Origin of the sequence: uncultured Formosa sp. (assembly GCF_947500765.1) — a bacterium.
In the GTDB taxonomy this organism is placed as follows: domain Bacteria; phylum Bacteroidota; class Bacteroidia; order Flavobacteriales; family Flavobacteriaceae; genus Formosa.
Genome location: NZ_CANMTH010000002.1, coordinates 287,661 through 301,223, shown reverse-complemented (window position 1 = coordinate 301,223; position 13,563 = coordinate 287,661). Strand labels below are relative to the sequence as shown.

13 protein-coding genes are annotated in these 13,563 nt (G+C 31.9%); 10 read left to right on the top strand and 3 right to left on the bottom strand.

The genetic code is table 11. From position 1 onward, the window contains the following. The first annotated feature begins 89 nt into the window (after window positions 1–89). Window positions 90–1,610, top strand: coding sequence for a GH3 auxin-responsive promoter family protein (locus Q1B05_RS04390; protein ID WP_299777979.1), 1,521 nt, complete (start codon window positions 90–92; stop codon window positions 1,608–1,610). Window positions 1,611–1,614: 4 nt separating this feature from the next. Here Q1B05_RS04390 and Q1B05_RS04385 read toward each other — a convergent pair whose 3' ends face one another. From Q1B05_RS04385 to Q1B05_RS04375, 3 genes are all read right to left on the bottom strand, one after another. Then, on the bottom strand, window positions 1,615–2,193 hold the full coding sequence (locus Q1B05_RS04385; RefSeq protein WP_299777977.1) for a hypothetical protein: 579 nt from the start codon (window positions 2,191–2,193) through the stop codon (window positions 1,615–1,617). 75 nt (window positions 2,194–2,268) lie between these two features. Beyond that, window positions 2,269–3,171, bottom strand: coding sequence for a mechanosensitive ion channel family protein (locus Q1B05_RS04380; protein ID WP_299777975.1), 903 nt, complete (start codon window positions 3,169–3,171; stop codon window positions 2,269–2,271). Window positions 3,172–3,270: 99 nt separating this feature from the next. After that, window positions 3,271–4,524 carry a sodium:proton antiporter gene (locus Q1B05_RS04375; RefSeq protein WP_299777973.1) on the bottom strand — a complete coding sequence of 418 codons (1,254 nt, stop codon included), beginning with the start codon at window positions 4,522–4,524 and terminating at the stop codon, window positions 3,271–3,273. 166 nt (window positions 4,525–4,690) lie between these two features. On the opposite strand from Q1B05_RS04375, the gene Q1B05_RS04370 reads away from it, so the two are divergent. The 9 genes from Q1B05_RS04370 (at window position 4,691) to Q1B05_RS04330 (ending at window position 13,432) form a co-directional block, all read left to right on the top strand. Then, a complete protein-coding gene (locus tag Q1B05_RS04370; protein ID WP_159022563.1) occupies window positions 4,691–5,026 on the top strand; it encodes an arsenosugar biosynthesis-associated peroxidase-like protein in 336 nt (111 codons plus the stop codon). An 85-nt stretch (window positions 5,027–5,111) separates the two neighbouring features. Next, on the top strand, window positions 5,112–6,167 hold the full coding sequence (gene arsS / locus Q1B05_RS04365) for an arsenosugar biosynthesis radical SAM (seleno)protein ArsS (RefSeq protein ID WP_299777968.1): 1,056 nt from the start codon (window positions 5,112–5,114) through the stop codon (window positions 6,165–6,167). 40 nt (window positions 6,168–6,207) lie between these two features. After that, entirely contained in the window at window positions 6,208–6,885 is a 678-nt protein-coding gene (locus Q1B05_RS04360) for a TIGR04282 family arsenosugar biosynthesis glycosyltransferase (RefSeq protein ID WP_299777966.1), read from the top strand. Further along, entirely contained in the window at window positions 6,878–7,690 is an 813-nt protein-coding gene (locus Q1B05_RS04355) for a purine-nucleoside phosphorylase (protein ID WP_299777964.1), read from the top strand. Before Q1B05_RS04360 ends, Q1B05_RS04355 begins: the two co-directional genes overlap by 8 nt. Before the next feature lie 80 nt (window positions 7,691–7,770). Continuing rightward, window positions 7,771–8,661: a sterol desaturase family protein gene (locus tag Q1B05_RS04350; RefSeq protein ID WP_299777962.1), complete on the top strand. Its 891-nt coding sequence runs from the start codon at window positions 7,771–7,773 to the stop codon at window positions 8,659–8,661. 29 nt (window positions 8,662–8,690) lie between these two features. Further along, on the top strand, window positions 8,691–9,392 hold the full coding sequence (locus tag Q1B05_RS04345) for a TIGR04283 family arsenosugar biosynthesis glycosyltransferase (protein ID WP_299777960.1): 702 nt from the start codon (window positions 8,691–8,693) through the stop codon (window positions 9,390–9,392). Window positions 9,393–9,467: 75 nt separating this feature from the next. Then, window positions 9,468–11,009 carry a carboxypeptidase-like regulatory domain-containing protein gene (locus Q1B05_RS04340; RefSeq protein WP_299777958.1) on the top strand — a complete coding sequence of 514 codons (1,542 nt, stop codon included), beginning with the start codon at window positions 9,468–9,470 and terminating at the stop codon, window positions 11,007–11,009. Between the two features lie 243 nt (window positions 11,010–11,252). Continuing rightward, a complete protein-coding gene (locus tag Q1B05_RS04335; protein ID WP_299777956.1) occupies window positions 11,253–11,945 on the top strand; it encodes a glycosyltransferase family 2 protein in 693 nt (230 codons plus the stop codon). Further along, window positions 11,942–13,432 carry a cellulose synthase family protein gene (locus tag Q1B05_RS04330; RefSeq protein WP_299777954.1) on the top strand — a complete coding sequence of 497 codons (1,491 nt, stop codon included), beginning with the start codon at window positions 11,942–11,944 and terminating at the stop codon, window positions 13,430–13,432. Before Q1B05_RS04335 ends, Q1B05_RS04330 begins: the two co-directional genes overlap by 4 nt. Window positions 13,433–13,563: the final 131 nt, after the last annotated feature.

Genomic DNA, 13,563 nt, shown 5'->3' with positions numbered 1-13,563 from the left:
ATTATCGTTTAGATTATTTTTTAACTGTATAGAGTTCAACTTTAGTGTATAGCTTTATTATTTTTACTTAAGAATTTTATACAAACGTTATGGCTATTATTGGTAATATTATTAAAGGTGTAATTCAAATTAAGGACACACTAACTCCAGAATCTAATCCTGTAGAAAATCAAAAAGAAGTTTTAAAATCACTTTTAGAAACTGCAAAAGATACCGCATTTGGAAAACATTATAATTTTGAAACCATTTTAGATCATAAAGATTTTGATTCTGTTTTTTCTGAATCTATTCCATATTTCGATTACAACAAAATAAATAACGAATGGTGGTACCGTTTACACAATAAAGAAGAAGATATTACTTGGCCAGGAAATCCTGATTATTTCGCTTTAAGCTCTGGTACTACAGGAAAGACAAGCAAGCGTATTCCAGTAACAAAAGCCATGATAGAATCTATTCGTAATGCAGGAATCCAACAAGTGTTTGCCTTAAATGCATTCGACTTACCTCCGGATTTCTTCGAGAAAGAGATTATGATGCTGGGAAGTTCGACAGATTTGGTTCAAAAAGAAAATCATTTTGAAGGTGAAATTAGTGGTATTAGCGCAAGTAATATTCCGTTTTGGTTTCGTGGATACTATAAACCTGGCGAAGACATTTCTAAAATTGATGATTGGGACGAACGCGTTCTTAAAATTGCTCAGAATGCAAAAAAATGGGACATTGGAGCTTTAAGCGGTATTCCTTCTTGGCTAGAACTAATGCTAAAAAAAGTAATTGAATTCCACAACGTAAAGAATATTCATGAGATTTGGCCTAACCTACAAGTATATACTACAGGAGGAGTTGCTTTTCAGCCTTACGAAAAAAGTTTTAATGCCCTTTTAGAACATCCTATAACTGTTATAGACACGTATTTGGCTTCTGAAGGTTTTATAGCTTTTCAAGCCAGACCAGAAACCACAGCTATGCAATTGGTTACCGATAACGGCATTTATTTTGAATTTGTTCCTTTTAAACCTGAATATATTTTAGAAGATGGATCGATTACCCCAAACGCCCCTTGTGTTACTTTGGATAATGTAAAACCAGACACAGACTACGTACTTATTATTAGTACCGTTTCTGGAGCTTGGCGTTATATTATTGGAGACACCATAATGTTCACAGATATTGAACGTGCTGAAATTAAAATTACAGGACGCACAAAATTCTTCTTGAACACTGTTGGCTCTCAACTTTCTGTTAATAAAATGAATGACGCAATAATGCATTTAGAAGAAAAATTTGGAATGAAAATTCCTGAATTCACCATATGCGCAAAAGAGTTCGAAGATGGTTTTTACCACTGCTGGTATCTAGGCACCGAAAATACCACACAAGATACCAATACAATTGCTGGAGCAATTGACAACTTTTTAAAAGACGCAAATAAAAACTATGCCGTTGCGCGTTCTAAAGCATTAAAAGGATTGAAGGTGAAATTAATTAATCCAGAAATCTTCTACAATTGGAATGCAAAAAATAAAAAGAAAGGCGGACAAGTAAAAATGGAACGCGTCATGAACGAGGATAAATTTAAAACTTGGGAAGATTTTGTTAATAACTAATTTATTATTCTACTTTCATTTTTTTATCACGCTCGTCTATTAACAACATAATTTCTTCTGGAGACAAATAAAAACGTTTAATTCTGTTCTTATAACTTTCAGGAATATTAGCATGCTCTAGAATAAAATTTTTAGTCTCGACTATATAATCTTCCATACCATGAATAATAGCGAAAGAATCTGCATTACGCTCTGCTTCTTTTATAAATTTTTCTGAGAACAGATATTTAAATCCGAATATTACAAGACCAAAAGAGGATCTATTCTGATAGTCGCACACATGCCCCAGCTCATGACCTAACCACCCCACTATAATATTGGATGGAATATTTTTTGTAGAAAATTCGGAGTCTGTAATTTTAATTTTCTTACTAATAAAAATCACATAGCGTCTCCCCTTTCTTCCTTTTAACAAACTCCAAAATTGAGGTTGAGCTTGCATAGTAGATTTCTTAATTTCTTTTTTAAAACGAATATCTATCTCTACATCTTCAAGTTCTGGATAAAAAGAAAGCGCTTCTTTGGCTTCCTTTTTAATAGATTCCGGAACTGTATGATGTTTAGAAATTAAAATACTTGACATAGCTTGAGATTGTAATAAAATTACACTTAGAATTAATATTATTTTTGAAAGAATTCCCTTCAACAAACACTTAATTTATGGGTTAGTACTAATCCCCGGATTTTGTGAACCTGTATTTAAAAATCCTTCTGGAAAATCTAAAGTTCTAATTGGGAACGGAATATTAATATCATTAGCATCAAACACCGCTTTTATTGCTATTATTGCTTCAGATTTAGCTTTCGCAACTTCTAAAGCAGAAGTAGAATCGATCCAAAAGCGTGTTTCAAAATTTATAGAACTATCGGCAAACTCTTTATACAAAAACAAAACATCTTGCTTATTGGTTACCGCTTCAAACTCTTTAAAAATAGTATTTACAACCAATTCTTTTACCAAATTTAAGTCTGAATCGTAATGCACACCACATCCTAAAATTACACGAGATTGAGACGTGGTTGAATAATTTTTTATAGGACTGTCTACAACCATCTTATTGGGTATGTAAACCAAATTATTATCGACTTGCCTAAGGGTTACCGAACGTAAATCAATATCTATAATTTCACCTTCAAAACCATTACTCTCTACCCAATCTCCAAACTTCACAAAATTAACATAAGACAGTACTATTCCGGAGTAAAAATTAGCCAAAGCGCCTTGTAAAGCCAAACCAACGGCTAAACCTAACACTCCTGCACCTGCCAAAATGGTATTTAAAGTTTTACTCAGGTTTAAAATTCCTAAAACAAAAAACAGTCCTAATAAGATAATAATCGCAGAAATCAGTTTTGAGATCAAGTTTTTCATTGACCGTTGTAGTTTGCTTTTGTCTAAAAATCTTAAAGTAACCTTATTTATGTTTTTAGAAATTAACAACACAATTAAAAATACTACAAAAGCAATTATAAAATTAGGGAAATTCAATACAATATTATCAAACCAAGTTTCTAGCTTATCTAGCATTTTAGTCCAAGCACTTGAAAATTTTTCGTTCATCTTTTAAACTTATTTAAGCGAATGAAAAGTTAACAAATAATAACCAATCCCTTTAACTCTTTTAATTTTATCTCTAATGCAAAACACATTTGTTATAATTTAACCCTTACCCCTCTGTATTAGTCGTTTTACAAGCGCACTTAAAGATAGCCCTTGTACTAAAATAGAAAACACCACAAGCATATAAGTAACTACAAGAAATAACTCCCTATGCATGTCTTTAGTTAAACTTAAAGCCAACGCAATAGAAATCCCACCACGCAAACCTCCCCATGTCATAATTTTATTTGTTTTAGGAATAAAATCTAACCGTTTTTCGAACATACTTATTGGTCCGTATAACGAAATATATCTACTTATCAAAGCAATAGGAATAGCCAATAAACCGGCAAAAATATAAGTCCACTGAAATTCTAAAACCAACATCTCCATTCCTATTAATACAAACAAAATGGTATTTAAGAGTATGTCTACTAATTCCCAAAACTTATCTACATAATTCTCAGTAATTTCAGACATTGCAGATCCTCTTACCGTATCATTCCCCACAACCAATCCTGCTGTTACCATGGCTAAAGGTGCAGATAAATGAAATTCCTGAGCAATAACAGTTCCAACCATAACTGTCGCTAGAGTGATAATAACTTCTATATCATAATCATCTATAGACCGCATTAATCTGTAGGTTCCGTATCCTAAAAGAAGTCCAAGAAGAACACCTCCAATAACTTCGCGACCAAATAACTCAAGAACACCAGTCACTTCAAAACCACCTCCTCCAGAAGTATTAGCAATTTCAAATATGGTTAAAAACACCACAACACCTACACCATCATTAAACAACGATTCTCCAACAATTTTCGCCTCTAAATCTTTCGGGACACCAACCTTTTTTAAAATACCGAGTACTGCAATAGGATCGGTAGGAGAAATTAAGGCTCCAAAAAGCAAACAATATATAAAACCTATATTAAATCCTAATAACATGAGTACGCCGTACATAAAACCACCTATTAAAAAAGTAGACAGCAAAGTACCCACTGTAGCAAATACAAAAACAGGCCAACGTTGTACTTTTAACTGTTCAAAATTAGTGTGTAATGCACCTGCGAAGAGCATAAAACTAAGCATGATATCTAACAGTACTGTTTCGAAATCTATATCTGTAATTAACGTCCTTTCTGCGACTAAAAGTGTTTTATCTATTGTTGCTATTCCTAAAACAACTAATGTAAAAACTAAGGTTATAAACATTAAACCAATAGTATTGGGCATTTTTAAAAATCTCACATTTATATATCCAAAAACAGCGGAGAGAAAAACGAGTGTGGTAATAATTACAAAATAATCCATGGTGAATCTTTAAGAAGATTAAAATAAATCATAATTAAGCAGATTAACAAGATCTTGTTAGATACAATTTCAGAAATCCGTAAATTAGCTGTAAATAAATTTTAAAACAAACGACTTAATTAAAGCTTACATTTTTAAACAGATGTAAATAAACTATTTTAAAAGCATGCAAAAAACATATTACGATCCAGCCGACTTAAAAAAATTCAGTAAAATATCTGATTGGAATGAAGAATTAGGGGAAAAATTCTTTGATTACTACGGAAAAGTATTTGAAGCAGGGGCTTTATCTGAACGCGAAAAATCGTTAATTGCATTAGCTGTTTCTCACACGGTACAATGCCCTTATTGTATAGATGCATACACAGGAGATGCTTTGCAACGTGGTATTACAAAAGAAGAAATGATGGAAGCACTACATGTCTCTGCTGCCATTCGCGGAGGTGCTTCTTTAGTACACGGTGTACAAATGATGAATAAAGTAAATAAATTAGAAATGTAGTTTTTTAGACAAAAACTCAGAACTAATATGGGAACCTTAAAGTCTATTTAAGGGGACAAAAAACTTTATCATATAGGAAAATAACATGACTCAAAAATCACTACATAAACGCAACAACAAATTAGCGCAAAGTCGGGAACAATTAGACTTTTTAGCAAATGGCATATTTAAAAATGGTGAATTACCAACTTTTAAAACAAAATTAGCAGAAACAGGCATTAAAGAATTAACCGCTAATACACTAGAAATTCTTCAAATTAACGTGGGGTATATGTGTAACCAGGTCTGTGAACATTGCCATGTAGATGCCGGTCCAGATAGAAAAGAGATCATGACGCGAGAAACCATGCAACAATGTCTTGAAGTTATAAAAACCACCAAAGCACATACTTTAGATTTAACAGGTGGCGCCCCAGAAATGAATCCTAATTTTAGATGGTTTGTAGAGGAAGCTGCCAAAGCAGGAATCAAAGATTTTATTGTCCGCTCGAATTTAACCATTATTCGTGCGAATAAAAAGTATCACGATTTACCTAATTTTTTCAAAAAACACAATATTCATGTAGTCAGTTCTATGCCACATTGGACGCAAGGAAAAACAGACAAGCAACGCGGAAAAGGAGTGTTTAGCCAATCTATTCAAGCTTTAAAAGATTTAAATGCTGTTGGATACGGTATCCCAGGAAGCGATTTAAGATTAGATTTAGTTTACAACCCTTCAGGTGCCTTTTTACCCGCAAATCAATCGGCTATGGAAAAAGATTTTAAACATGCATTATTAGATGATTTTGATATACACTTCCATCAATTATTTGCGATTACAAATCTGCCTATAAGTCGATTTTTAGACTATTTAATTGCTTCAGAAAATTATGAAGATTATATGTATGCACTTGTTGAAGCATACAATCCTCAGGCTGCAAAAAGCGTAATGTGCACCAATACACTATCTGTAAGTTGGGATGGATTTTTGTACGATTGCGATTTTAACCAAATGCTAGAATTACCTGTAAATAGCAAAATAAAACATATTTCTGATTACAATGAAAACGTATTAAGCGGTAGGCAAATTGTAACTTCACAACATTGTTATGGCTGTACAGCTGGCGCAGGAAGTAGTTGCCAAGGTAATGTCGCTTAATTTTTATAAATTCAATTTTATTTAATATTACTTTTAAAACATGGGATTTTTAACCTCGAATGATATGGAAAATGATGATGAAGCTATTGCTACATTTCATTTTCCAACCTCAAAAAAAGCACTTATTGTTTTTGCAAGGAACCCAGAATTGGGAAAATGCAAAACCCGTTTAGCCAAAACTATTGGAGACGAAAATGCTTTAGCAATATACAGGACACTTTTACAGCATACGGCTAAAATTTCTGAAAGCGTGACAGCTGATAATTTTGTGTTTTATTCTGAGCATATTCATAAAAATGATACTTGGGACGATAATAATTTTAGAAAAAAACTACAACAAGGTGAAGATTTAGGCGAACGTATGAATCATGCTTTCAAAGATTTATTTCAGAATAATTATCAGAAAGTCGTTATTATTGGTAGTGATATCTTAGATCTTACCTCTGAAAATATTAACGATGCTTTTAATCAATTAGAGCATAACGACGTTGTTATTGGACCAGCAAAAGATGGCGGATATTATTTACTAGGAATGAAAACGTTACACAGCGAATTGTTTCAAAATAAAGCCTGGGGAACACCTTCTGTGCTTGAAGAATCCTTAAAAAACTTAACTAACAAATCGGTTTATTTACTTGAAGAATTAAATGATATCGATACATTTGAAGATATAAAAAATTATCCTCAATTTAAAAAATATACCATACATCATGATTAAATACATTAACGAAACCACAGAATTTTTACAAAACAAAGGCTTCGACAAACCTGAAATCGGAATTATTTTAGGTACAGGATTAGGAAAATTATTAGAAGACATTTCTATAATTCACGAAGTGAGTTACAACCAAATTCCATACTTTCCTACCGCAACTGTAGAGTTTCATAAAGGAAAATTAATTTATGGTGAATTAGAAGGCAAAAAAGTAGTGGTTATGCAAGGCCGTTTTCATTTATACGAAGGCTACACCTTACAAGACATTACCTACCCAGTTCGTATCATGAACCAATTAGGAATACATACACTATTAGTTTCGAATGCATCTGGAGCCGTAAATTTAGATTACGAAAAAGGTGATTTAATGCTAATAGACGACCATATTAATTTACTTGGTGGTTCTCCTTTGGCATTTAAAGGCGTATCTAAACTAGGTGAACGTTTTGCAGACATGAGTGCACCTTACGATAAAGAAATAAACACCAAATTTAAAGAGATCGCGAAAGCTCACAATTTCACTTTACATGAAGGCGTTTATGCAAGTATGTTAGGCCCTCAATTAGAAACACGTGCAGAATACAGAATGCTAAAACTATTAGGTGTAGATGCTGTAGGTATGAGTACTGTTCCTGAAATTATTGTAGCAAATCACTTAAATTTAAAAGCAGCTGCTGTTTCTGTTATAACAGACAAGGGAGATCCAGATAACTTACACCCTGTAGATATAAAAGACATTATTGCTATGGCAGAAAAAGCTGAACCTAAAATGATAACCCTTTTTAAAGATCTTATAAAATCGCTATAATTTCTCTTTAAAAAAGAATTTAAAAACGTATTCACATCTTGTTTTTAAAGTTCACAACTCTATAAACAAGATGTTTACTTATGGATAAATACATTAACATCATTCAAGATTCGTACTCTGGATACTGGAGATATTTAAAATACGAGTTAATATCGATAAACCATTGGGATAATTATTTCTATGGTTTAATTGTTATTTCATTAATGGTTTGGGGCTTAGAAATCACATTCCCATGGCGAAAAAATCAACCTATTTTCAGAAAAGACTTTTGGTTAGATACGTTCTATATGTTCTTCAATTTTTTTCTTCTGAATTTAATTGTCCTCATAGCATTATCAAATACCGCTGAAGAAATATTTAACGATATACTCGCTATTTTTGGATTGTCTATAGAAAATATTCAGCTTTTTAATGTAAACAAATTACCAAAAGCAGTTGGTTTATTTATCTTTTTTATAGTGAGTGATTTTATACAATGGAATACACACCGTTTATTACACCGTTTTCCGTTACTATGGGATTTCCATAAAGTACATCACTCAATAAAAGAAATGGGTTTTGCGGCACACTTACGTTATCACTGGATGGAACCCGTACTTTACAAATCTTTACTGTATCTTCCTATTGCTATTATTGGTGGGTTTAATGTCCAAGACGTTGTTTTAGTTCATTTTTTTGCCATTACAATTGGGCATTTAAATCATGCTAATTTGGGTTGGAATTACGGCCCGTTAAAATATATCCTAAACAACCCTAAAATGCACATTTGGCATCATGCTAAAGAGTTACCTCCAAACTCTATTTACGGATCTAATTACGGAATAACATTAAGTATTTGGGATTACTTATTTAAAACAGATTACATCCCTTATAATGGAAGAGATATAGAATTAGGCTTTGAAGAAGACGAAAAGTTTCCAAAGCATTTTATAGATCAAGAACTCTACCCTTTAAACAAAAAAGATAAGTAAAAACATAAAGCTATATCCTAAACACTTAAATGAGTAAAATTTCGATAATAATTCCCACTTTTAATGAAGCCAAAAACCTTCAGGAATTAATTCCATATTTATTAAAAAATGCATCTTCAATAAACATTAAAGAAATTATAATTGTTGATGGAGGCAGTACAGATCAAACACAAGAAGTAGTTAACGTCTTTACAGAAGTATCTCTTTTACATTCCGAAAAAGGAAGAGGTAAACAAATGAATTTGGGCGCAAAACAGGCAAAAGGAAACATTCTATATTTTCTTCACGCAGATTCTTATCCGCCTGAAAATTTCGATAATTACATCTTAAAATCCGTGAACAGCAAAACACAAGCGGGTTGCTTTAAAATGTCGTTTAATTCGTCGCATTGGCTACTAAAGTTATCAGGTTGGCTCACGCAATTTACTTGGAAAATAAGTCGCGGTGGTGACCAAAGTTTATTTATTACTAAAGCACTTTTCGAAACCCTAGGTGGCTATAATGAAGAGTACAAAATTTATGAAGACAATCATTTTATAAATAGCACTTATAAAGCGACAAACTTTACTGTTATTCAACAAAAACTAACAACTTCTGCAAGGCGGTATCATATAAAAGGGATTTACTTTTTGCAATATCATTACTCAGTAATTCATTTAAAATACAGATTAGGAAACTCACCTCAAACACTTTACGATTACTATTTAAAGCATGTAAGTGTTAAAAATTAATAAAGTTTACTTAATAAAAATCTAAAGTGTATTCATCGTTTAGTGTAATAAATTACTTTCACAAAAACTACCAACATGAAACACCTCTACTTTTTTATCTTCTTATTTTTTTTATTTAGTGCTTCAACAATCATGGCTCAGACCGAAATTCATGCTAGAATTTTAGACTCCACAAGCCAAGCACCTATCCCTTTTGCAACGATTTCATTCAACAAGACCTCTGGCGTAATAAGTAATGATGTAGGACAATTTCAACTTCAGATAAACAAAAAGATTTCAGAACAAGATTCGCTTTATTTTAGTTGTTTAGGTTACGAGTCTAAACAATTTGCAACTAAAACATTTCTAGATAGTATAATCTATTTAAAACCTAAATCTATTGAATTAGGAGAAGTTATGCTGTTTAATAAAAATTATACTGTTGAAGAAATTATTGATAAAGTTGAAGAAAATTTAGATAAAAATTACTCAGGAACTTTCGAAAAGAGCAAACTCTTCTTTAGACAAACGTACGGATCTACAATTCTTAGAAAATCGATTAAAATTAAAGCTTCTACCATTCCAGAATTCAATCAAGAATTAACAGATAGTATTTTAAACGATATCCCATTAAAATCATATCAATACACAGAAATACTAGGTGAATTATATAAAAACAAATTAGAAAAAGTAGAAGATACCATTATAAAATTAGAAATTTTAAAAGCCTCGGAACTATACGATAAAAATAATGAAATGACCTTTGAAGCTTATGAAAAAAAGCTAAATAATATTGTAAAAAAACACATTAAACGCGATTCTTATTTTAAAATTAAATCGGGTTGGTTTGGCACAAAAGAAGATATAGATTCTTCATTCTTCCAAGATGAATCCAATAAAAAAACTGAAGCATTCTTAGAAGCCGAAAAGAAAAAGGAAGAAGACAAAAAGAAAAATTTTTTAAGATATAGAAAAAACGTAATCTATGGAATTGAAAAAAGCAGTTTCACAAACGACAAGTCCAGTTTAAACTGTATTCATAAATCAAACCGTTACGAATTCGAACTATTAGATTATTCATTTTTAAATGATCAATATGTTTATAAAATTGCATTTAAACCTAAACGAAGTGAAGATTACAAAGGCGTTTTATATATAAACACAGACGATTTTGCTGTAATAAGAATCGATTTTAAAAATGTAAAATCGTTAAAAACATTTAAGCTTTTAGGCGTTTCGCTAGACGTATACAAACGCCAAGGGAGTTTAATTTATGCAAAAAACAAGACTAACACTTACAGTTTAAAATATGCTGAAATAGAAACTGCAAATAAAACAGGTATAGACAGACCGCTTAAAATTATTGAAAAAAACAAACATGTTAAAGGACGAAGAAAACAAAATGAACTGTCTGCCGATATCAATTTTATAGCAACCAATTACTCTAAAAGGGAATTAGTTGTATTTGAAAACGAAACCATAACCGAAGTAGATTTTAATACATTTAAAGAAAAAGCAGAAGTTTCTCCTATATATCTTCCTGCCTACGATCCCGAATTCTGGAAAGGGTACAATATTATAGAACCCAATCAAGCAATAAAAGAATTTAAAAGTATTGAAACAGAAGAAGAAAATTAAAGAATTGAAAGGTTTTACATTTTTGATAGACTTAAATAAATGTTGTAAGCATACTAAGCAGTATTAGAAACTGAATTATAGGAGTAACACGATGACCATTTTAAACTAGACATTTCTGGTATAAAATGGTCATCGTCTTATATTTACAAACCATTATTATTTATAATTAACAAGAAGAATTTAAAAACACAAAGGCAAATCCAAATATCTAATTATATTTGCCATCCCATTCTGAATCCTAATATGTCCATAATTAAAGTTATTATTCCTGCGTATAACGAAGCAGATTCTATTTCAAAAGTCATCCACGATATCCCAGATATTGTTAACGAAGTTATTGTGGTTAGTAACAATTCTACCGACAAAACTGTAGAAAATGCAATCCAAGCAGGAGCGACTGTTTTAACAGAGACTAATAAAGGATATGGTTATGCTTGCTTAAAAGGTATGGACTATATTTCTAAGCTAAATGTAAAACCGGATATCATTGTTTTTCTAGATGGAGATTATAGCGATTACCCAGAACAATTAACAAAACTTATTGCACCAATTCTAGAAGAAAATGTCGATTTTGTTGTCGGCGCACGTACGAAAAATCTTCGCGAAAAAGGCTCAATGACGGTTCCTCAAGAATTTGGAAACTGGTTAGCAACCTCATTAATGCGTTTATTTTTTAAGTCAACTTTTACAGATCTTGGCCCTTTTCGCGCCATAAAATACAGTAAACTACTAGAAATAAACATGTTAGACAAAACTTATGGTTGGACAGTAGAGATGCAACTTAAAGTTCTGAGAAAGCATTTTACTTACAGAGAAATCCCTGTAAAATATCGCAACAGAATTGGAGTTTCAAAAGTTTCAGGTACGATAAAAGGTGCTATATTTGCAGGCATAAAAATCTTGTACTGGATTTTTAAATATAGTATAAAAAAATGATCTTAGAAATTATTATAATTGCCATTTACTCAACTTCTTTAGCATTAATTTTCATGTATGCTTTAGCTCAGTTAAACTTATTGTTAAATTATCTTTCTGCACACAAGAAAGATACACATTTGCCTCCTTTAGACATTTCTAAAGAAAAGGAGCTACCATATGTTACCATTCAATTACCTGTTTATAACGAAATGTACGTTATGGATCGCTTATTGGAAAACATAGCAATTATGAATTATCCAAAACACAAATTGGAAATTCAAGTCTTAGACGATTCTACAGACGAAACTGTCCAAACCACTTTCGAGCATGTACAAAGACTTAAAGCAACAGGATTAGACATTGTACATATTACAAGAACAGACCGTAGCGGATTTAAAGCTGGAGCCTTAAAAGAAGGACTAGAAATAGCAAAAGGAGAATTTATTGCCATTTTCGATGCAGATTTCTTACCAGAATCAGATTGGTTATTACGTACGCTTCCTTATTTTAAAGACAGAAATATAGGTGTTGTACAAACCCGTTGGGGGCATATAAACCGTGAATATTCATTACTAACACGAATTCAAGCCTTTGCATTAGATGCACATTTTACACTAGAACAAGTTGGTAGAAATAGTAAAGGCCATTTTATAAACTTTAACGGTACTGCTGGTGTTTGGCGTAAAGACTGTATTATTGATGCTGGAAACTGGGAAGGCGATACACTTACCGAAGATCTTGATTTAAGCTACCGAGCACAACTTAAAAACTGGAAATTTAAATATTTAGAAGACGTAGAAACGCCTGCAGAACTTCCTGTTGTAATTAGTGCTGCACGCTCTCAACAATTTCGTTGGAATAAAGGTGGTGCAGAAAACTTCAGAAAAATGCTTTGGCGCGTTTTAAAATCAGACAATATTTCTGGTAAAACAAAACTTCACGGTGTACTCCATTTATTAAACAGTACCATGTTTTTAAATGTATTTATTGTAGCCGTGTTAAGTATTCCAATGTTGTATATTAAGAATGAATATGCGCATTTAAAACCATACTTCTACGTCATGAGTTTCTTTGTAGTAAGTAGTGTTATTTTCTTTATATGCTATTGGTTTATGTATAAAAATATTTATGGTGGAGGTATTAAAAACTTCATCAAATATATTGGTATGTTTTTCACCTTTTTCACAGTAGCGATGGGCTTTTCACTACATAATTCTATAGCTGTTTTAGAAGGCCATATGGGTAAACGAAGTGAATTTGTTCGTACACCAAAATTCAATATAAGCACTCTTAAAGACAGTTGGAAAGGCAATAAATACATCAAGAAAAACATCTCTGTAAATGTAATTTTCGAAGGTATACTTACACTTTATTTCGCTTTCGGTATGTACAGCGCTTTTGTTGTTGGAGACCAAGGTGGCGATTTTGGGTTATTTCCGTTTCACCTAATGTTATTTTTAGGGTTTGGTTATGTGTTTTTTAAATCGATAACTTCTAAAGTTTAAATCAATATGGGCGTTACCCTAAGGGTCGCGCTTTTCGCTACAATCTTTTGCAAAAAAGCAAAAGGATTTACGCTGCAATCACTAACGCAAAAATCACCATAAATACAGTCTTGTTTACTTAAAAAACAATG